Origin of the sequence: Sorangium sp. So ce204 (assembly GCF_051526795.1) — a bacterium.
Taxonomy (GTDB): Bacteria; Myxococcota_A; Polyangia; order Polyangiales; family Polyangiaceae; genus Sorangium; species Sorangium cellulosum_B.
Window position 1 is genome coordinate 9,388,871 of the sequence record NZ_CP150317.1, and the last position, 20,880, is coordinate 9,409,750.

Genomic DNA, 20,880 nt, shown 5'->3' on the forward strand with positions numbered 1-20,880 from the left:
TGCTAGGTTGTCCGCGTGTGGGTACGCCGCGCAGCCATTCGCCCCGTCCCCTCGTACGCTCAGGTGCCGGCGCGCGTCCTGTCCGAGATCGAGGATCAGCTCGCCGAGGATGACGACGACTCGCGCAAGCAGCTCGACGACGCGTTCACGCGCTTCGAGCAGACGCAGCCTGCGCTCGCGGACCGGATCTCCTCGGTGCTGTCCGGCCCGCTCGACGAGACGGCGCTCGCCCTCGGCTATTTCCTGACGCTGGCGATCTGGCTCGCCTTCGACGAGCTGTTCGGTCAGGACCTCGACGAGGTCACCGAGACGGCGCTCACGGGCGTCGAGGAGTCGCTGAACCTGGACGAGCAGATCCGCCTTCACGATCCTGCCGAGGCGGTCGACTCGGACGACGTCATCGCGATGGAGCAGCCCGACGTCCTCGCCTTCGTGCAGGAGCACCTCGACGCGGCGCTCGAGGCGAACGCGCACGAGGTCGACGTCGACGACGTCCACGCGATCTACCGGGTGGTGCTGATCGAGGTCCTTGCGCTGAGCTACGCCGTCCGCCCGCCCTCGAACTGGGTAGCGCTGACGACCGAGTTCACCGCATAACGCGTTCCCCCCGTCCCGCGACCACCGCCCTTAACGTGCGGAGAAGGTGGCCAGGAAGGCTGGCATCTCGGCGCTGCGGCCGTCCTCGAGGAGGACGGTTCGGCGCGGGGCGTTGATCGCGTCGAGCACGGCGACGAGCTCACGGAACGGCGTCTTGTTGTCGCTGTGGAGCACGGCCTGGTCGGCGCGGCGGTCGCTCGGGGCGCGGTGCTCGCCGCTCCGCTCCCACTCGCGCTGGATGGCATCGCCGAGCTCTCTGTAACGGATCGCGGTGGCTCCCGCCCCGCCGATCTCGACAGGACGTTTGGGGACGCTCACCTCGCTCAGGACGGTCGCGCCCTGCTTCCACACGAGGTTGAACCGGTCCTCGCCGACATGGACGTGCATCGTCCTGAGAGGCTCCTTCTGGCACTCCTCCCCACACCCCGCGGCGGCAGGCACCTCCGCGCTGGTCTTGAGCCGCGAGTTCGTGACCCACACCGCCGTGATCAGCAGGAAGGCGATGGTCACCATCAGCAGATCGATGAACGGAATCATGTTGATCTCGCTGTTTCGCGCCCGCCTCTCGCCACCTCCCACGTCGACGCCCGCCATGGCTGCCTCCTTGTGTGCTCGTGTTGTCGTCGCGCACTCGCCAGCTCCGCGGCCGCGCTGCGATAGGACGACAGAGCGCGGCGCGCGCCGGATGTTCCTGGAAAGCACCAACGTCCTCTCCCCCCGCCACCGGTGAACCGCTCGCGCGCGTGGGCCGCGCCGGCGATCCCGATGAGGGCAGAGCGCGACGCGCGATCCCTCGGGCGGCCCACGCTCCGCATCGTCCACTATTTCGGAGGCGCTTCGAGCCGCCCAGTCAAGAACGACGCAACGCGTCGTTACCAAGCAGCCTCATCATCGGACGCCCTGAACATGGAAAGGGCGGACGAAAAGCTCGATTTCTTCGGCGGAAGCGAAGATGCGGCAGCCTTGCGCCGCGGACGAGAGGGCGTCGTGCCGTCCTCGGGTCAACGCAGCGTACCGCCCCTCGTGCGTCATGGCCGAGCTGTCTCTTGACAGACAATCCGTTATAACGGATGATGTGCCTACGGGTTGGAGGTGAAGCGGATGCGCCCCCAGAGTGCTCAAGTGATCGACCTCGAGGAATACCGGCAGCAGCGGAGGGCGGCTCGGAACAAGCATGTTCCCGAGAGCGACAGGCCGATGCCATCGGGAAGCTCTTTGACCATGCCGGTCGTCCTCTGGTGGTTCCCGATCTTCACGTGGATGCCCATCTGGCAGGTGCGATGAAATCCGTCCGTCAGAACACGCCACGGAGCTCACCCGGGCTGATCTCCGGTGATGGGCTCGGCGCGTCGTTGCCCGTGGAGGGCTATCAGAACGGCGTGCAAGCGTCCGCCGCATCGACGAGGAACCCCGCTTCGCCTGCTGGACCGCGCTCGCACCGCAGGCCGGAGAGCTTCGCTGGCCCCGCGAGATCGTACTCCAGCCGCACCAACGGAACCAACGGAGAAGCGCCGCAGCGGGACGTGGACGAGGCGTCTGGAGACGCCTGGGCCTACGAGATGGCGCCGCAGGACGCCTCCTCGGCGCTCACTGGCATCGTCGGGGCCAACCTGCGTCGCCTCCGGACCAAGCGTGGGCTCTCCCTCGAGCGGCTGGCGAAGGCGTCTGGCGTGAGCCGGGCGATGCTCAGCCAGATCGAGCTCGGCCAGAGCACGCCGACGATCAACGTGCTCTGGAAGATCGCGCGGGCGCTCGGCGTGCCCTTCTCGGCGCTGATCAGCGACCAGTCGCTCGGCGGCACATCGCTCATCCTGGCCGCGCGCGCCAAGGTGTTGACGTCGCATGACGGCTCGTTCACGTCCCGCGCGCTGTTCCCGTTCGACGTGCCGAGGACCGTCGAGTTCTACGAGATCACGCTCGCGCCCCTCGCCACCGAACACGCGGATCCTCACCCGCCGGGCACCGTGGAGAACCTCGTGGTGACCGCCGGGACGCTGGAGATGGTCGTCGGCGCCGAGCGCCATGTGCTCGCGACCGGCGACGCGATCATGTTCGACGCCGACGTGCCCCATCAGTACAGGAACCCGACCGATCAGCAGGTCATCCTGTACCTGGTGATGACGTACATCGAGAAGACGGGCTGATCGGGGCGCCCACCGCTGACCGACGCCGGCCAGGCATCACGCCGGGACGTCACGCGCCCGTCCGCGCTATCATCGCGCCGCCTCGTCCCGGGCAGCCTGGCCCCCGCCGCATGTCCCAGCCCCCTCCCGCGCCCGCGTTCGCCGAGATGACCGTCGGCGCGCACCGCCTCGCGCTCCTCAAGGACGGCGCGCAGACCTACCCGGCCATGCTCGAGGCCATCGCCCGCGCGCGGCGCACGATCTGCCTCGAGACGTACATCCTCCGGGTCGATCGGACCGGCCAGCGCTTCGCCGAGGCGCTCATGGAGCGGGCGGCTGCCGGCGTCGAGGTGAACGTCCTCTTCGACGCCTGGGGCTCCTCCGTCTCGTCGTCCTTCCTCGACGGGCTCCGCCGCGCCGGCGTCCGGCCCCACGCCTTCCGCCCCCTCGACCTCTCCGCCCCGCTCGGCAAGGTCGCCCGCCGCGACCACCGCAAGGCGCTCATCGTCGACGGTGCGATCGCCTTCACGGGCGGCCTCAACCTCTCCGACGACTACGCGGCTCTGAAGGACGGCGGCGCCGACTGGCGCGATACCCATCTCCGCATCGAGGGCCCCGCCGCCGCCGAGCTCCAGTACTTCTTCTTGCGCACGTGGCAGCGCACGGGCGGCGCCCCCATCGACGACGAGCGCTACGGCTACGCCGAGCGCAGGCCCGATCCCGCCGTCCAGATCATCAGCAACGACCTCCCCCGCCGCAGGCACCGCCACGGCATCCGCGACGCCTACCGGCACGCCATCGAGCGCGCCCGGCGCAGGATCTTCATCACCAACGCGTACTTCCTGCCGCCGCTCCGGATCATCCACGCGCTCTCCGCCGCGGCCCGCCGCGGCGTCGACGTCAGGATCATGGTCGCCGGCACCACCGACGTGCCCGCGGTCCTGCTCGCGTCGCGCGCGATCTACGGCCACCTCCTCGACGCCGGCGCCCGCATGTTCGAGTGGCGCGGCCGCGTCCTTCACGCCAAGACCGCGGTCATCGACGGCCTCTGGTCCACCGTCGGCTCCACCAACCTCGACAGCCAGTCGCTCCGCATGAACCTCGAGGTGAACGCCGTCGTCTCGCACCGCGGGTTCGCGGGCGCGATGGAGCGGATGTTCGCCGACGACCTCGCCCACTGCCACGAGATCACCGCCGCGCGCTGGGCCGAGCGCCCCCTCTGGGAGCGGGCCGCCTCGTGGACGGCCTACCTCGCGCGCGACTGGCTCTGATCCCGCGCGGTCCGCCGCGCTCGACCGGGGGTGCTACCGTTCCGGCATGTCCGACTTCCGCCGCTTCCGCGGCACCGAACGCTACCTCACGAGCGAGGCGCTCGAGGCCGCCGTCAACTGCGCGCTGGTCCTGGAGCGGCCGCTCCTCGTCAAGGGAGAGCCCGGCACGGGCAAGACGCTGCTCGCCGAGGCCATCGCGCGGAGCCTGTCGGCCGAGCTCATCCCCTGGCACGTCAAGAGCACCACGCGGGCCCAGGACGGGCTCTACGTCTACGACACCGTGCAGCGGCTCTACGACGCGCGCTTCGGCGACGGCGATGTCCGCGACATCCGCCGGTACATCAAGCTCGGCCCGCTCGGCAAGGCGTTCAACGCCCCGGCGCGCGTCGTGCTCCTCATCGACGAGGTCGACAAGGCGGACCTCGAGTTCCCGAACGATCTCCTCCACGAGCTCGATCGGATGCGCTTCCGCATCACCGAGACCGGCGACGAGATCGCCGCGCGGGAGCGGCCCGTCGTCATCATCACCAGCAACAACGAGAAGGAGCTGCCGGACGCGTTCCTGCGCCGCTGCGTCTTCCACTTCATCGATTTCCCGGAGCCCGAGCTCATGCGGGAGATCCTCCACGTCCACCACCCCGATCTCGATCGGGCGCTCGCCGACCAGGCGATGCAGGTCTTCTACGAGATCCGGAAGAACACCCGGATCCGGAAGCGCCCCTCGACGAGCGAGCTCATCGACTGGATCGCCGTCCTGCGGAGGGCGGGCGTGGGCGAGGTGAAGCTCGACAAGGCGCTGCCGTTCCTCGGCGCGCTGCTCAAGAAGGAGCAGGACCTTGTCGCGCTGGCCGATCAGCTGGCGGGCGGCAGGCGGTTCCGGTCGTAGCGATGTTCGTCGCGTTCCTCTACGAGCTCCGGGCCCGCAAGGTCCCGGTCGGCGCCCAGGAGGCCGTCGGCCTCGCGCGCGCGCTCGCCGCGGGCCTCCACGAGAGCTCTCTCGAGGGCTTCTACCACGTCGCGCGGGCGATGCTCGTCCACTCGGAGGCGCACCTCGACGACTTCGATCTGGCGTTCGCCCAGCACTTCCGCGGCGTGCACGTGGAGGCCAAGGCGGTGACGGAGGAGCTCCTCTCGTGGCTCCGGGATCCCATCAAGATGCGCGCCCTCTCCGACGAGGAGAGGGCGATGATCGAGGAGCTCGATCTGGAGGAGGTGCTCCGGCGGTTCGAGGAGCGCCTCCGCGAGCAGCGCGAGCGCCACGACGGGGGCAGCCGGTGGATCGGGACCGGCGGCACCTCGCCGTTCGGCCGCGGCGGCTTCCATCCGAGCGGCATCCAGGTCGGCGGCCCCGCGGGCGGGCGCAGCGGCGCCGTGCAGAACGCCGACGCCCGCCGCTACCGCCCCTACCGCAGCGATGTGACCCTCGACGTGCGCCAGATCGAGGTGGCGCTGCGCAAGCTGCGCGCCTTCGCGCGCGAGGGCGGCGATCGCGAGCTCGACATCGAGGCGACGATCGACGCGACGGCCAGGAACGCGGGCGAGATCGAGATCGTCACGAGGCCCCCGCGCCGGCCGAACACGCGCGTGATCCTGATGATGGACGTGGGCGGCTCGATGGATCCCAGCGCCGCGCTCGTGTCGCAGCTCTTCAGCGCGGCGAAGCGCGCGACGCACTGGAAGGAGCTGAGGAGCTACTACTTCCACAACTGCGTCTACGAGAGGGTCTTCAGGACCGAGGGGCTCCTCGACCCCGTCCCGGTGCGCGAGCTCCTCCGCGAGTGCGGCAAGCACCACAAGCTCGTGATGGTCGGAGACGCCTCGATGGCGCCCTACGAGCTGCTCGGCTCGTCGGGCTCCGGCGGCGGCGCGGGCTCCTCGTTCGATCCCGACGCGCGGCTGCCCGGCGTCGCCTGGCTGATGATGCTGCGCGACCATTTCGACCGCGCCGTGTGGCTGAACCCGGACGGGATCGGCCCCTACCCCCACCCGACCGTCGACGCGATCAAGAGCATCTTCCCGATGTTCGCGCTCACGCTGGAGGGCCTGGGAGAGGCGATCGCCGAGCTCGTCCGCGGCCGCGGCCGCGCCTGAGCCGTGCGGCGCGCGGGCCCGGGTCAACGGCCCGCGCGGCCGAACACCTCCGCCGTGGCCGACGCGACGAGGGCGCGATCGAGCCAGCGGTCGAGCTCGCGCTCGCTCCTGCACGACGAGATCTTCGCCGCGGCCGCCTTCGTGAGCCGCAATCCTCGCCGCGCGAGGACACGCCTCAGCGCGTCGCGCTTGCCCTCGAGGATCCCCTCCTCGCGCCCCGCTTCGCGGCCTTCCTCGCGCCCCTCTTCGCGGCCTTCCTCGCGCCCCTTCTCGCGGCCTTCCTCGCGCCCTGCATCGAGCACGGCGTCGAGATCCTCGTATCCGCGCCGCTGGAGGAGGTTGGTCAGCGTGCTCTTCTCCGCCGCGCTGCGGTCATAAAGCGCCTCGACCCGGACCGCGTTCTTCAGGATGCCCGGCGCGCTCAGCAGCTCCCCGGGGAGCGCGACGCGCACCTTCCGGCGCGGCTCGTGCACCTCGACCCGCCGTGGACCGGTGAGGCGCACCACCCACAGGAGCTTCGTACCGGCCGCGAGCAGGTCGGCGATCTTCTCCTTCAGCGCCTCCTCGTCCTGCCCCACGTCGGCGTACTCGATCGCGAGCTCCGGCACGCCCTTCACCCAGCCCGGCCTGTCGGGGACGTTCCCCACCGCGACGTCCGGCGCGCGGAGGGTGCCCGGTTCCGGGGAGTATCCCGTGTCCACGCCCACCTCCTTGACCGCCGGGTCCCACCCCACGACCGAGCTGCCCAGGTGGTTCGGCCCCGAGGCACGCCCCCCCGTGGGGGCGCAGTAGACGGGGTGGCCGTTCGACAGCTCGTACGGATCCCCCGCGCGGAGGTGCTCCGCGCGGAAAGGGCCGCGCTCCGCCGTCCGGTGCTTCACCTGCATGAGAGGACGATAGCACGCCGGGGATGCGCCCCGGGGAGCGCGCCGCGCTGCGCGCCCGTCACGCGTTCGGCAACCACATGCGGAACGCCGCGCCCCCGCACCGGCCCGCCGTCGCGGTGATCTCACCGCCGTGCGCCTCGACGATGACCCGGCTCAGCGCGAGGCCGAGGCCGGTCCCCTTCACCTTGGCGGTCACGAGCGGCTCGAAGAGGTGGTCGGCCACGCACGGAGGAACGCCAGGGCCGTTGTCCTCGATCTCGAGGTGCGTGCGCTCGTCGCCCCTCCACGCCCGCGTGACGATCACGCCGCCGGGCCCCTCGTCGAACGCCTCGATCGCGTTGAGGTAGAGGTTCGAGAAGACGCGCTCGAGCAGGATCGGGTCGCACAGGAGCGTGAGGTCGGCCGGCGCGACGGCGACCTCGAACCGGACGGCCGTGGGCAGCACCAGCGCGTGCCGCGCGCCCTCGATGAGCCGGCCGAGGTGCGCCGGCTCGCGCCGCAGCGGCTCGCCGCGCGCCAGCCCGAGGACGCTGCCGATGACCTCGTGCGCCTTGCGGATCTCGCACGTCACCCGGTCGAGGTGGCGCAGCAGGCGAGGCCGATCGTCGAGGTCGCGCTGCGCCAGGTAGAGCGACGACTCCGCGACCGCGAGGGCGTTGCGCAGCTCGTGGGCGACGCTCGCGCCGACCGCCCCCGCCGCGGCCAGGCGCGCCGCGCAGCACGCCGCCTCGTGAGCCTCCTTTTCCATAAAGCAAAGCGCAGCGTAGCCGATCCCCGAGCGATCGCCCGCGCGCGCTCCGCGCCTCGTGCACCGCGCCCCGTCACCGCCGCCGGGAGGATCTTTACGACACGACCGTCCCGGGCTGGCTCACTCGGCGTCCGCGGCGAGCGGGAGGGCCGGTGTTCGCTCCGGAGTCGGCTTGACGCGGCGCGCCCGCTCGAGATCGAAGAGCGAGAAGCGCTCGCCCGCTGCGGAGCCCGCCGGCGAGGTACGGCCGAACAGCTGAAGCCGCACGGCGCGGTGCGGCGGCGGCGTGATCGCGCCCGGCGCCTCCCCCGGCTCTCCCGTGATCACCGCCGCGACCTCGGACGACTTCACCGCACCCGAGCCGCGGATGTCGACCTCGACCTCGAGGGCGACGAGATCGCCGACGAGCCCGGCGCGCGCGAGCGCCGCGTGGACCTCGGGCCCGCCGACCTCGGCCCGCACGAGGTACTGGCGCACGTCGACCATCTTGGCGAGCCGGTCGATCTCCCGGCGGATCGGGAGCGACGCGGCCGAGAGGGCGGCGCTGCAGCGGGCGGCGAGGAGCGCCTCCGCGTCGCCGCCGATCGCGGAGCGCGCGAAGGCGAGCGCGTAGCGCGCGCCGGCGATGAGCTTGCTCAGGGAAGGGTCCTCCGGGCCGAGCTTGACGGCGCCGCTGAACACGAGCCCGCGCGGGCTCGCGGCCGACATCGCGGCGACGAGCGCGTCGAGCGCGGCGGGATCGAGATCGCGCTCGAGGCGAAGGTCGACGTACTCGTCGAGGCTGATCACGCCGAGCGAGAGCGCCGGCGAGAAGGTCATGTCGGGCTTCGGGTGGAAGCCCGCGGTGTAGGTCATCGGCGCGCCGACGCGCCGGAGCACGCGGGGCAGCTCGCGCACGACGTCGAGGTGGCCGAGCAGCGCCATCGGCCCGGCCTTCTCGAAGCGGAAGCGGTAGCGGAAGCCGCCGCGGCCCTTCGGCGCAGGCGCGCCGGAGGGACCCGCGGCGGCCACGGGCGGCGCGGCGCCTGCGTCGGTGAGCACCGGCAGCGAGCGCCGGTGGGCGCCGAGCCGATCGAGGAAGGTGAGCCGCTCCTCGCGCATCTGCGTCATGTCGCAGGCGACGCCGCAGTCGTAACAGACGAGCCGCCGCGCGTCGGCCCTGGCGTCGTCGAGGTTCGTGTGGTGGACGAACATGCCGGCGACCTTGCCGCACGGCGGGCTGAGGCGGCTCTGGAGCGCCTTCCTGTACTCCTTCGCGAGGAAGCCCTCCTCGAGGCCGACGTCGATGTGATCCCAGGGCAGCCGCGCCGTCACCGGGAGGGTGCCGAGGTACTTCTCGCGGTCGACGCCGACGTGCGTGAACGCCTCCTCCCACACCGCGAGATCGAGCTTGTCCTCCCACGAATCGAAGCGGGCGCCGCGCCGCCAGGCGCGCTCGAGCACGTCGGCGAGGGGGCGGTCGCCGCGGGCGAAGATGCCCTCGAGGACGCTGGCGTGGGCCTCGTGGGTCTTCAGCGTGACGGCGCGGTACGGCCGCACGGTGTCCTTGAGCAGCTGCTGCTTGCGCCCGACCTCGCCGAGCGTGTCCATCGCCGCCCACTGGAAGGGCGTGTGAGGCTTCGGCACGTGGGTCGAGACGCTGACCGTCACGTCGACCGGCTTGCCCTTGCCCGCAGCCCTCCTCCCGGCGCCGGCCGCGCGGGCGCCCGTCTCGACGATGCCGCGCACGTCCTCGTCGGTCTCGGTCGGCAGGCCGATCATGAAGTAGAGCTTCATCTTGCCCCAGCCCCGGCTGAACACGCGCTCGGCCGTCTCGAGGAGCTGCTCCTCCGTGACGTTCTTGTTCACGACGTCGCGCATCCGCTGGGAGCCCGCCTCCGGCGCGAAGGTGAGGCCGGTCGCGCGCACGCGCTTGAGCTCGTCGAGCAGGTCGGGCTCGAGCCCGTAGGCGCGCAGCGACGAGACGCCGAGCGAGATGCGCTCGGCGGTGAGGCGCTCGGTGACCTTCTTGATGAGCGGCGAGATGCACGAGACGTCGGCGGTCGACAGCGCCGTGAGCGAGACCTCGTCCTGGCCGGACCTCTGCACCGCGCGCATCACGGTGTCGACGATCTGCTCGGGATCGCGCTCGCGGACGGGCCGGTAGATCATGCCGGCCTGGCAGAAGCGGCAGCCCTCGGTGCAGCCGCGGGCGATCTCGATCGACATGCGGTCGAAGATGGCCTCGGGCCCGCCCGTGGGGCTCTCGTCGGGGAACGGGTACCTGTTCAGGTCGACGAGGGCGCGCTCGATCGGGAACGGGATCCCGGAGGCGAGCGGGCGGTCCACGACCTCGAAGCCGGTGTCGGGGTCGCGCCGGGTCGCGTAGAGCGAGGGCACGTAGACGGCGCCGAGGCGCGCGATCGCGACGAGCCGCTCGCGCCGCGGCACGCCCTCGCGCTTGAGCCGCGCCCACGCGAGGGCGACCTCGGTCGCCTTCTCCTCGCCGTCGCCGATGACGATGGCGTCGAGGAAGGGGGCGATCGGCTCGGGGTGGGTCGCCGTCGGGCCGCCCGCGATCACGATCGGGTCGTCCTCGCCGCGGTCCGCCGCGCGCAGCGGGACGCCGCCGAGGTGCAGCATCGTGAGGATGTTGGAGTACGTGAGCTCGAACTGCAGGGAGAAGCCCACGACGTCGAAGTCCCTGAGCGGGCGCGCGGACTCGAGGGACACGAGCGGCAGCCCGCGCTTCACGAGCTGGGCCTCCATGTCGACCCAGGGCGTGTAACAGCGCTCGGCCAGCGTGCGCGGGTCGTCGTTCAGCAGCTTGTAGAGGATCTTGAAGCCGAGGTGGCTCATCCCGATGTCGTAGACATCCGGGAATGCCAGGCAGACGCGCGCCTCGACCGACGCCCAGTCCTTCACGACCGAGCCGACCTCGCCGCCCGCGTAGCGCGCGGGCTTCTCGACCTGATCCAGGAAGGAGGCGTACGGGTGATCGGCGAGCAGGGGGAGGCTGTCCATGGCGCTTCGGCGCGTAGCATGGCCGGCCGGCGCCGGCACCCGCGGCTCGCTCGAGCCAGCTCGAGCCGCCGTCCGGGGCCGCAGGCCGGAGCGGCGCGGCGGCCTGCTTGGGCTATGCTCCCGACGTGCGCGAGCGTGATGCCCATCATGTGGAGATCGACAGGGCGCGGCACGTCGAGTACCGGGACCCCAGCGAGTTCGACCGGATCGCCTTCGCCATGCGCACGCTGGACCGCCTCCGGCCGAAGCGGATGACGGTGGCCGTCTACCCCGCGCTCGCCGCGATGCGCGTCGAGCGCGGGAGCAACCTGCAGCGCGGTGAGGGCGGCTCCTGGGCGATCGTCGGCATCCCGCCGCACGCGAGCCGCGAGCACATCGCCTACGCCCTCGCCGAGCTCGCCGGCGTCGAGTCGGTGCCCTACGCCGTACAGAGCCTCCTCGCCGCCGACAGGAACACCGACGCCTAGGCGCGCGCCGGAGCGCCGCTGCGCCGCAGCGCCGCTGCGCGGACATCGCCGCCGTCCCGAGATGAGCCGCGCGCGGCGGCGGGGTGGATGGTATTGCGCCCCGCACGAGGGAGAGCGACGCTGCCCTCCGTGCCTGCTCGGATCCGGCAACAGATCGCGCACCACCGCGCAGCGAAGGCGGTGTGGAGCGTCATCGTCAGCCTGGATCGCCACAACGGGCCGCGGGCCGCGAGCGCGATGGCCTTCGACGCGTTCCTCAGCCTCATCCCGCTCGCCGCCTTCGCCGGCTATGTGCTCAGCCGGATCCACCAGTGGTCGGATGTGGTGGTGCGGCCCATCCTGCAGGCGGCGCCCCCGGACGTCGCGAAGCTCGTCTCGGAGGAGCTCATCCGGCTCTCGCAGTCGTCGGCGGTCGCGCCGATCAGCATCACCGGCTTCCTCTGGATCACGTCCTCCGGGATCTCGACCGCCATGGGCGTGTTCGACACGATCTACAACACGCGCGAGCGCCCCTGGTACGTGCGCAGGGCGATCGCGGCGGCGTGCGTGATGGCCAGCCTGGCCGTGGTGCCCGTGGTCGCCGGCGTGGGCGTGCTGATCGGCTCGCTCTCCGGATCGACAGGCGCCCGCATCGTCGCCTTCGCCCTCCCCGGGGGCCTCGTCATCTGCATGGTGGCCGCCTTCTTCAGGATCTCGATCCAGCGCCCGAACATCGAGCGACGCCGGATCTTCCCGGGCGCGGTGCTCACGGTGGTGCTCTGGTCCGCCGTGTCGACCCTCTTCTCGCTCTACGTCGCCACGCTCGGCCGCTACGCCACGTTCTACGGGAGCCTCGCGACCGTCGCGATCTTCCTGTTCTGGCTGTGGCTCCTGGCGCTCGCGCTGCTCATCGGGGGCGAGCTGAACGCGCGCCTGGAGCGGGAGCGCGCCGGCGTGACGTCGATCCCGCCCCCCGGCAAGTGGAGCGCGCTCGAGCTCTCCAACCTGCCCGAGCTCTCCGACCTGCCCCAGAGCGTCACGCCGCTGCCCCAGAGCGTCACGCCGCTGCCCCAGAGCGTCACGCCGCTGCCCCAGAGCGTCACGCCGCTGCCCCTGAGCACCACCCTCCCCCAGGGCGCAGCGCTCCCCCGCGGGGCCGCGGCGCGGCTCGGCGACGCCCAGGGCGCGGGCAGCGCGGACGAGGACGAAGCGCGCGGCGCACCGAGCTCGCCGCGCGAGCACCAAGCCGCCGGGTAAGTCGAGGCGGCGAGAGGCCGACGCCCCCGGCGGCCGCGCGCTGAAGGACGGACGGTCGACGCCCGACGGTTCGGCTCGGCACGGGCGGTGAAAGCGCCGTCGCTCGTCCGCCACTCGGCGCTCACTCGGCGCGCATTCGCACGGTGGGTGCGCGCACTTCGCGCAGGGGCATGTCGAGGGCGGGCGTGAGGGGGAGCAGTCGAGCGTGCACGCGCACTACGGAGCGGGGGGTGACGGGGGCGGCGGCGACCGACGCGCCGCGCCTTTGCCGGGCGACGCCGGGCTGTACTTTCTGGGGGCGCTGCACGAGCTCGTCGCCGTCGGCCTGCACCGCCCCGCGCTCGAGGCGCTGTGCGCGGGGCAGCGCGACCTCGCGGAGCCGCCCATCGACCGCGCCTACCTGCTCAAGATCCTCGACGAGGAGATCTGCCGGCAGTTCGGGCATCCGCTCCGGCCGCTCATCGAGCTCGTGCTCAACGCCGCCGACGCGGCCCGCGCGCCGCAGCCCGTCGTCGACGTCGCCGTCACCGACGGGCGCGTCGAGGTCAGCGACGCCGGCGCCGGCATGGGGCTCCGGGCAATCCTCTCACGGCTGCTCATCCCGTTCGCGACGGACAAGCGGCCAGGGATCGATCTCGGCCGGTTCGGGGTCGGGTTCTTTTCCGTGCTCGGGCTGGGGCTCTCGGATCCGGAGAGCTTCAGCCTGCACGTCACCACCGGCGACGGCGTCGAGGGATGGGCGATCCGCGTCGTGGCCTGGCCCAGCGCGGGCGACGCGGGCAGCGCGCCTGCGAGCGCCTCGGAGGAGCCCGGGCAAGCCCGCGGCCGCGCGTCGCCCGAGCTCACCGCGGCCCTGATGTGCTCGGTGCGCCGGATCGCGCCGCTGCTCGGGACGCGCGTGCGCGTCACCTCGGCGCTGCTCGAGACGGCCACGGTCCGCGCGTACCTGCGCGACGCGCTCCACTTCTTCCCCGCGAGCCGCGCCCTCGTGCTGCTCGACGGCGCGGCCGTGAACGACGGCCGGCTGATCTCCGGCGGGCAGCTCATCCAGGAGCGGATCGCGGTCGCGCCAGAGGCCCCCGGCGCGGCCGCGCTGGAGGCGCGGACCCACCTCGGCGACGCGCTCCTCGCGCGCTTCCACGTCGGCGGGCGAGGGCTGCTCCCGAGCATCTCGGCGGCCACCTTCCATGCCGGGGTCAAGGTCGACGCCTGCCTCGCCCTCGCCGAGCTCGCGCTCATCGATTTCCCGGCCGCCGTGGAGCTGACCGAGGGGCGGGACGCGCTCAAGGTCGGGCCGGAGTTCACCGCGGTCGCGACGGCCTTCTACCGGCGCCTCATCGAGCTCGCGGCGGCGAGCGGCGAGGGCCGGCGCACGCGCGACAGGCTCGCCGAGATGGCCGCCCAGATCAGCGCGCTCATGCTGCAATCCGCGGGCTGGGACGAGGTCGCCCTCGATCTCGCGCGCGCCCTGCTCGGCCCTGGGCGCTGCATGGTGACCCCCGAGCGGCGCGAGGCGCTGCTCGGGTTCCTCGGGCCGAGCGTGGCCGAGCGGCTGTTCGTGCCGGAGAGCTTCTGGGCGGAGCGCGAGTGGCAGCCGCACCTGCCCGGCGAGCGCGAGCTGCTCGAGGACGAGCTCGAGATCGACGCGCCGGAGACGCTCTCGGCGCTGGCGCGGCGCCGCGGCGACCTCTCCGGGCTGCCGCTGCTCGTCGCGCGGGCGACGAGCCCGCACACGACGATGGTCGCCCTCTGCCGGAGCCGGCTCCAGCCGGACCGCGGCGCGGGCGCGGCGGCGCGCCGGGCGCCGGGCGCGCCGCCGCTCCCCGACGCGCCGGGGCGGCGGCCGGCGGGGCCGCTGCCGTGCCTCGGCACGCGCCGGCTCCTGCTCATCCGCGACGACAGCGCGGCCGTGCGGCGCCCCTCGGGCTGGAGCGACTGGTACGCGCTGCGGGCCGCCTTCGACCGGGCCTCCGGGGTGCGCGAGGCCGATCTCGAGCGCGATCTCATCGTCGGCGAACCCGTGGACGGGGCGGCCTTCGCGGCGCCCCGGCCCGGCGAAAGGACGTCTGGAGGCGAGCCATGACCCAGATCTCGTACGGGCTTTTCTCGGAGCTCCTGCTCGTGCGGATCCACGGGCGCGCCGAGGCCTACCTGCAGGCGAGCAGCGCGGAGCGCCTCGCGCTCGTCGCCGCCTGCCGCGGCGAGGCCACGGTGCCCGACCTCGCGCAGCGCATCCTCTCCCGCACCATCTACGCGCAGGCGTCGTCGCGGATCGGCCCGCTCCGCGAGCTGCTCCAGAACGCGCTCGACGCGTCGCCGCCCGGCGCCCGCATCGACGTCCGCTCGTCCGAGGACGGGCGCGAGATCTCGGTCACCGATCAAGGCCGCGGCATGAGCCGGACCGAGCTCCTCGCCGACCTGCTCGTGCCCTTCCGGAGCGGCAAGGCGGGCGAGCCCGACGCGATCGGCGAGCACGGGATCGGCTTCTTCTCCGTGCTCGAGATCGCGCCGTGGATCGAGGTGGTCACGGCGACGCCCTCGGGCGGGCACCGGCTGCTCGTCGCGCCGCTCGGCGGGGGGCCGCCCTACGAGGACTTCTCGTGGACGCTCCTGTCCCTGCCCCGCCCCCCGCCCGCGCCGTACGCGGACGGCGGCCGCGCGGGCGCCCCGGCGCGCCGAGTCGACGAGCGCGCCTCCGAGCCGCCCCGCCGCCCGGCGACGGGCACCTCGGTGAGGCTGTCGCTCGCGCAGCCGATCTCGCGGCCCGCGCTCGCCGCGGAGGTCACCGCGGCGGTGGGGCTTGTCGACGCGACCGTCGCGCGGATCTACGTGGACGGCGCGCTCGTCAACTCGGCGCGCGGGCGCCTCCGCCGCGCCGCGGAGGTGCCGCTCCGGCTCCCGCCGTCGGGCGAGCTCTGCGGCGCGGTCGAGCTGTTCGTGGGCCGGGGCGACGGCATCGAGCCGCAGCTCACGATCACCCAGAAGGGGCTCACGGTGACGGCGCGGATCGATCCGTTCCCTGGCCCCGAGCTCGGGCTTCACCGCGAGCTCGCGCGGGCGATCATGGCGGCGGGCTTCGGCCTGGTCGCGGAGCTGCCGCTCGGCGTGCCGCTCAACAAGGGCCGCTCGGCGGTCGCGGCGACCGCGTCCACGGCGGTCGAGGCGGCGCTCGTCGCGGCCTTCGAGCGGTTCGTCCTGCGCGACGCCCTGTACGACCGCGAGCTCCTGCGCGCGGTCGATCACCGCCTCTCGTCGGTCCTCGACCGGCTCCTCCACGCGGCGCTGCTCGGCGAGAGCATCACGATCGCGTCCGCGCAGGCGGTCGACGAGCTCGATCCGGTCGCGCGCACCCCCACGGTGGCGGCGCCCGAGCAGGTCATCCGCTTCGCGAGCGGGCTGCTCGACGCGCCCCTCTTCCGGTCGATCGTCGCCGACACCGGCCAGCGGCCCTCGGGCGCGGCGCTCTCCCCGCTCGGCCAGGTCCACTACCGGAGCGCGCCGCTGACGCTGCGCGAGCTGCTCCAGGCGCACCGGACCGGCGCGCTCCGCCCCCTCGAGGCCGCGCCGTCGCTGTCGTCGAGCCAGGTCCGCAGCACCGCCCGCTGGCCGCTCGGCGCCTCCGGTCCGGGGCCGGAGGCCGCCATGGGGCGGGAGGCCGCCGGCGTGCGGCCCGGGGATCTCGTGTACCTCGCGCTCGACGAGCCGCTCGCGCAGGCGTTCTGGCGGCGCCTCGCGAGCGAGGGCGCGGCGTCGCAGCCCCTCCAGGCCGCCGCCGGGGCGCCTCCGCGAGCGCCGGGCGCCGCGCCGTGCCCGATGCCCCGCACCTCGCGCGAGGCGCTCCTCAAGATCGCGATCGACGTGCCCGGCGTCCGCGCCGTGGCCGCGGCCATGACGATCATCGAGCGGCTCGACGCGGCGATCTCCGAGTCCGCGGACCTGCCGGCGTCGCCGATCTGGGTGCACCAGGACCTCTACGGCCCCGACGAGATGGCGCACACCGACGGGAGCGGGATCAGCGTGAACCTCGCGTCGGCGCGGGTGCGGGCGCTGCTCACCGCGGTGCTCCTGCGCGACGACGCGGTCGCCTTCACGGCGCTCGCGGATCTCCTGCTCCACGAGAAGACGCACGTCTCGCTGGCGAGCTACGTCCCGCGCCCGACGGCCGAGCACGGCACGAGCTTCTACCGCCGCAAGGACTGGATGCGCCGCCGCCTGCTCGCGGCGATCGCGAGCGGCGCGGTCGCCGACCCGATGCGCTGGCTCGCGGTGGCCCGGCGGGGGCTCGCGAGCGCGGCGCTGCCGGCGCCGTCGGAGCTCTCGCAGGCGTTCCTGGCGGCGGCCGCTGCCGCGTGAGGCGCGCCCGGCGCCGCCGGGGAGCGGCGCGCGAGGCCACCGTGGCGGCTGCGTTCACCTCTTCCCGGAGGCTCTCCGGAGCCGCCGGGGAGAGGTGAACCTCAAACCGGAGGCTGTTCGGAGCCGCCGGGGAGAGGTGAACCTCAAACCGGAGGCTGTCCGGAGCCTCCGGGCAGAGTTGAAACTCAAACCGGAGGCTGTCCGGAGCCGCCGGGCAGAGTTGAAACTCAAACCGGAGGCTGTCCGGAGCCGCCGGGAGAGTTGAAACTCAAACCAGAGGCTGTCCGGGGTGGCCGGGGTAGTTACCCCACCCGGCCAGAATGCTGGAACCGCCAAGACGCCAGAAGACGCCAAGACTTTTGTGTTTTTCTTGGCGTCTTCTGGCGTCTTGGCGGTTCAAAAGACCCCACTTTCGGCCAAAGAACCCTACCACCCTGGCCGGAGCCGCCGGCAAAGTTGAGCTCAAACCGGAGGCTGTCGTGGAACGGGCCGGGCGTGATCCCACAGACACATGGGCGCGTTGGCCGGCACAGCACGGCACAGACCTCAGGGCTCGATCCTGCGGCCGCGAGCCCTGAACGCGAGGTCAGCGGGAGACGAGGTCCTTCATCCAGGCGACGTCGTCAGGCGTCGCCTGGTGGAGCTCGCCGGCCCACGCCTCGTCGGTCATGCGCTGGAAGTCCCCGGTGATCTTCTCGAAGTACGAGGAGGCGAGCCCCACGAAGGCGCGCGGCGTGCCGCAGGGATCGGCGGTGACGACCATGAGCCGCGGCAGGCCGGTGCCCACGTGCAGCACGCGCCCGACCGGCGCCCCGCCCTCGTCGGTCGGCTGCGTGTGCACGTCGGCGATCGTCGGGTCCTGGATCACGGTCTGGGACATGTCGAAGAAGAGCTCGGCGTACCAGCCATCCGCCCCCACGTCCGAGCCGCAGCCGCTCTGGATCCGGACGGCCTGGTTGATGAAATCGAGGTGCTCCGCCGTGAGGGGCACCCCGGCGCGCTCGTTCTCGGCCATCTCGCCGAGCGTCCGCGCGACGCGCTGCAGCAGCGCGAAGTACGCCGGCACCCGCTGCTCCAGCAGCGACGACGACGGCGCGCCCGGCAGCGATGGCCCGCCCGACAGATCGAGCGTCTCGACCACGCGGGCGCCCTGCTCGGCCAGATCGGCGATGCGCGCGAAGAACGCCGGGTACGGGTCGACGTAGGCGTCCGGGAACTCGCACGTGGCGCCGCCCGTGTACGACTGCTTGGCGTAGAGCAGCGTGTCGTGCCGGAGCTCGGCCCACGAGGCGAGCTGGGTGTTCAGGAGGCGCCGGCCCCACGCCTCGGTCTTCGCCACCGCCGGCAGCCCCGCGTCGTCGGCGAGCGCCTTCGCCGGCGACAGCTCCCGCAGCGCGCCGAGCCAGTGGTTGTAGAGGTTCTTGCTCCAGAAGTCGCCGGGGTGCGCGTCGACGAGCACGCGCATCATGTGCAGGTCCGGCGCGTAGGGGAACTTCCCGAGCTCGGGCGCGAGCAACAGGCCCGCCTGATCGTTGCCGAGCGCGGCGAAGCCCACGTCGAGCGGGCTCGGCATCATGCGCTTGACGGTGCCGCTCTTCACCCGGTCGTAGACCACGTTCGAGAAGACGTGCGAGTCGACGACGTACCGCTGGCCGAGCAGCGCGAAGCTCGACGAGAGGGGCATCGTGCCCTTGCCGAGGCCGTTGATCATGATGTGGCTCGAGATCCGCTGCGTCCCGTGGCCCTTCTTCACCACGACGTCGATGATCTGCTCGTCCGGGAGCCCGGCGAGGCCGTCGGCGCCGGCGAGGCCGAGGTCCGCGAGCAGGACGTCGAGCTCGGGCAGCGTCATGTAATCGCTCTCGCCGACGAAGGCCTGGACCGCGTCGTCGATGCGCGTGTACCGGGCGAGGGTCGTCTCGTCGGCGAGGGCGCGCAGCACATAGGCGCCCTCGAGCTGCCGCCGCTGCAGCAGCTGCGTGCCGTCCTGCTGGGTCTCGAGGAAGCGGAAGTCGACGCGGCCGAGCCACATCATGCTGCGGAAGTAGCGCTGGAGCGCCGGCGAGTCGGTGTAGTGGCCGCGGGGCTCGAACTGCGAGAAGTCCATGATCCGCTCGGAGCCGAAGAGGCGCACGTCGCCCGCGCCCTGGTGGGCCTTGGCGCCCGCGATGAGCTCGTCGATCTTCGCGGCGTCGGCGCCCGCCACGGGCGCGACGGGCGCGTCGTTCAGCAACGAGAGCGCCACGGCCGTGAAGAGGTCGGCGTCGGCGCGCGCCTCGGCGCCGAGCTCGCCGCCGGCCCCTGCGGCGAGCCGCGCGCGCATCTCCTCGAGCATCGCCCCTAGCTCGGGCGCGAGCGCGGCGAGCTCCACGCCCTTCAGGATCGCGTCGTACGAGCGGTGGACCGCGTACAGGATGGAGTCGGCGGAGACGTAGAGCGGCAGGTCGAGCGCGTAGATGCTCGCGTAGCCGTAAGCGAAGGTCGGAAAGGTCTTCTTCTCCGAGATGACGAAGCCGTTCGCGGAGAGCTTCGCGAGCTCGTCCTGGTCGAGGGCGAGCGAGGTGCCCTGGACGACCGAGAGGCCCTCGGCGTCCGCAGGCGCGTAGGGCAGGCCCGAGGCGAAGGGGACGGCGTACCTCGAGGCGAAGTCCTCCGCGGTCATGTTCGCCGAGGACTCCTTCTCGTCGAGCAGCGCGCTGAGCTCCGCCTGCTGCTCGGGCCCGAGCGGCGCCGGCGGCTGCTCCGACTGCGTACCGCCGGTCTGCGTGCCGCCCGTCTGCGTGCCGCCGGTGTCGGGCTGCTGGTTGCTCTCGCCGGAGCAGCCGCCGGCGAGGGCGAGGAGGATCGGAACGACGTGAAAGTGAAGAAGCATTTTGCGCATCGTGTTTTCCTTCCAGAGCGCGCCTCCAGTGCAGTGCTCGGGGCGCGGCGCCCCCGCTGCGGGCAAGGACGGTGCCGCGGGAGCGAGGCGCGCTCCCCTCTTCGCCCGCAACAGGAAAGATCTGCCAGGATACGGCACCATCGCGAGGATGCGCTGCCGAAGAGGACTCGCACGATGTCACCGCGCCGGGATCAGGTGGGATCATTCGAGATCTGTGCTTCGCGCGGAGAGGGCGTGGTGAAACCGTGAAGACGGCCGGAGAGAAGAAGCGCTCGTGTTGTCCTGACGACTGTCCTCTTCGCGTTCACGCCGATCGGCGCCTGAGCGCCCCCCTCGCTCACCCGCGCTTCCCGCCCGATTCTGTCGATTTCTTGCTCCCCATGACAAAGTGGGAACACCGCTGTTTCGACGGGCCGCCGAGGAAACTTGGCGGTCCCATGCACGATGGGCGTGACGGCGGCGAATCGGATCCACTACAAGGGGCGCCGGAGACGAACCATGACCATCACATTCTATTACTCCCCCCAATCGAGCGCTGGGCGCATCCGCCTGACGCTCGCCGAGCTCGGTGTCCCCCACGAGGCCGTCCGGGTCGATCTGCGCGCCGGCGAGCAGAAGAAGCCGGAGTTCCTCGCCCTCAACCCCAATGGCCAGGTGCCGACCCTCGTGATCGACGGCACCCCGATGTTCGAGTCGGCGGCGATCCAGATCGCCCTCGGCGAGCGTTACGGCGTCGAGAAGGGCCTGTGGCCGGCCCCCGGCTCGCCCGAGCAGCTGATGGCCCTGACGTGGCTCGTCTGGGGCCAGGTCAACCTGACCAGCGCCCTGTTCCGCTACATCAAGAACACGAGCGACTGGTTCCCCAAGGAGCAGCAGGACGCGAAGCAGGCCGAGGCGGCGATGACCGAGACGCGCGGCCTGCTCCGCATCCTCGACGGCCGCCTCGACGGCCGCCAGTACGTCACCGGCGAGCGCTGTACCCTGGTGGATCTCGACCTCGCGTCCGTGCTCGGCTGGGGCCTTCAGGCGGCCAAGATCGACATCTCCGAGCTGAAGAACTTGAAGGGGTGGCTCGGCCGCATCATGGAGCGCCCGGCCGTGAAGGCGGTCATGGCCGAGGCCTGAGCCCGAGCGCCTCGCTCGCCCGGGCGGGCGAGGCGCGCCCCGCCTCTTCGTCGCCCGCGCGGCGAGCGCTCACGGTCATCCACGCTGTCCGCGCGAAC

15 protein-coding genes are annotated in these 20,880 nt (G+C 72.4%); 10 read left to right on the plus strand and 5 right to left on the minus strand.

The genetic code is table 11. The features are described 5' to 3' along the window. Nucleotides 1–15 precede the first annotated feature (15 nt). A complete protein-coding gene (locus tag WMF22_RS35155; protein ID WP_012239127.1) occupies nt 16–597 on the plus strand; it encodes a hypothetical protein in 582 nt (193 codons plus the stop codon). Between the two features lie 30 nt (nt 598–627). Here the strand turns inward: WMF22_RS35155 and WMF22_RS35160 are convergent, their stop codons facing one another. Continuing rightward, entirely contained in the window at nt 628–1,191 is a 564-nt protein-coding gene (locus WMF22_RS35160; RefSeq protein WP_437294330.1) for an ExbD/TolR family protein, read from the minus strand. A 686-nt stretch (nt 1,192–1,877) separates the two neighbouring features. On the opposite strand from WMF22_RS35160, the gene WMF22_RS35165 reads away from it, so the two are divergent. From WMF22_RS35165 to WMF22_RS35180, 4 genes are all read left to right on the plus strand, one after another. Beyond that, a complete protein-coding gene (locus WMF22_RS35165) occupies nt 1,878–2,741 on the plus strand; it encodes a helix-turn-helix domain-containing protein (RefSeq protein WP_438032603.1) in 864 nt (287 codons plus the stop codon). Nucleotides 2,742–2,851: 110 nt separating this feature from the next. Next, nucleotides 2,852–3,991, plus strand: a complete 1,140-nt coding sequence (clsB, locus tag WMF22_RS35170; protein ID WP_438032604.1) for a cardiolipin synthase ClsB — start codon at nt 2,852–2,854, stop codon at nt 3,989–3,991. 46 nt (nt 3,992–4,037) lie between these two features. After that, the gene (locus tag WMF22_RS35175) at nt 4,038–4,877 is read left to right on the plus strand and encodes an AAA family ATPase (RefSeq protein WP_437294334.1); all 840 of its coding nucleotides are present in this window, start codon (nt 4,038–4,040) and stop codon (nt 4,875–4,877) included. A gap of 2 nt (nt 4,878–4,879) precedes the next feature. Then, nucleotides 4,880–6,082, plus strand: coding sequence for a vWA domain-containing protein (locus WMF22_RS35180; protein ID WP_438032605.1), 1,203 nt, complete (start codon nt 4,880–4,882; stop codon nt 6,080–6,082). Between the two features lie 23 nt (nt 6,083–6,105). Here the strand turns inward: WMF22_RS35180 and WMF22_RS35185 are convergent, their stop codons facing one another. The 3 genes from WMF22_RS35185 to WMF22_RS35195 all read right to left on the minus strand — a co-directional run bounded on the left by WMF22_RS35185 (nt 6,106) and on the right by WMF22_RS35195 (nt 10,720). Then, the gene (locus tag WMF22_RS35185; protein ID WP_438032606.1) at nt 6,106–6,969 is read right to left on the minus strand and encodes a Uma2 family endonuclease; all 864 of its coding nucleotides are present in this window, start codon (nt 6,967–6,969) and stop codon (nt 6,106–6,108) included. A gap of 58 nt (nt 6,970–7,027) precedes the next feature. After that, nucleotides 7,028–7,717 carry a sensor histidine kinase gene (locus tag WMF22_RS35190; RefSeq protein ID WP_437294337.1) on the minus strand — a complete coding sequence of 230 codons (690 nt, stop codon included), beginning with the start codon at nt 7,715–7,717 and terminating at the stop codon, nt 7,028–7,030. A 120-nt stretch (nt 7,718–7,837) separates the two neighbouring features. Next, the gene (locus WMF22_RS35195; RefSeq protein ID WP_437294338.1) at nt 7,838–10,720 is read right to left on the minus strand and encodes a TIGR03960 family B12-binding radical SAM protein; all 2,883 of its coding nucleotides are present in this window, start codon (nt 10,718–10,720) and stop codon (nt 7,838–7,840) included. A gap of 125 nt (nt 10,721–10,845) precedes the next feature. Between WMF22_RS35195 and WMF22_RS35200 the strand changes: the two genes are divergently transcribed. From WMF22_RS35200 to WMF22_RS35215, 4 genes are all read left to right on the plus strand, one after another. Then, entirely contained in the window at nt 10,846–11,187 is a 342-nt protein-coding gene (locus WMF22_RS35200) for a hypothetical protein (protein ID WP_437294339.1), read from the plus strand. Between the two features lie 129 nt (nt 11,188–11,316). Then, complete coding sequence (locus tag WMF22_RS35205) at nt 11,317–12,423, plus strand: YihY/virulence factor BrkB family protein (RefSeq protein ID WP_438032607.1); 1,107 nt, start codon at nt 11,317–11,319, stop codon at nt 12,421–12,423. 205 nt (nt 12,424–12,628) lie between these two features. Further along, complete coding sequence (locus WMF22_RS35210) at nt 12,629–14,506, plus strand: ATP-binding protein (RefSeq protein WP_438032608.1); 1,878 nt, start codon at nt 12,629–12,631, stop codon at nt 14,504–14,506. Next, the gene (locus tag WMF22_RS35215) at nt 14,503–16,776 is read left to right on the plus strand and encodes an ATP-binding protein (protein WP_438032609.1); all 2,274 of its coding nucleotides are present in this window, start codon (nt 14,503–14,505) and stop codon (nt 16,774–16,776) included. The genes WMF22_RS35210 and WMF22_RS35215 overlap by 4 nt, the downstream gene beginning before the upstream one ends. 586 nt (nt 16,777–17,362) lie before the next feature. On the opposite strand, the gene WMF22_RS35220 is transcribed toward WMF22_RS35215, so the two are convergent. Further along, entirely contained in the window at nt 17,363–19,657 is a 2,295-nt protein-coding gene (locus tag WMF22_RS35220; protein WP_438032610.1) for a DUF3160 domain-containing protein, read from the minus strand. Between the two features lie 498 nt (nt 19,658–20,155). Between WMF22_RS35220 and WMF22_RS35225 the strand changes: the two genes are divergently transcribed. Next, nucleotides 20,156–20,782 carry a glutathione S-transferase family protein gene (locus WMF22_RS35225; protein ID WP_437294344.1) on the plus strand — a complete coding sequence of 209 codons (627 nt, stop codon included), beginning with the start codon at nt 20,156–20,158 and terminating at the stop codon, nt 20,780–20,782. The last annotated feature ends 98 nt before the right edge of the window (nt 20,783–20,880 follow it).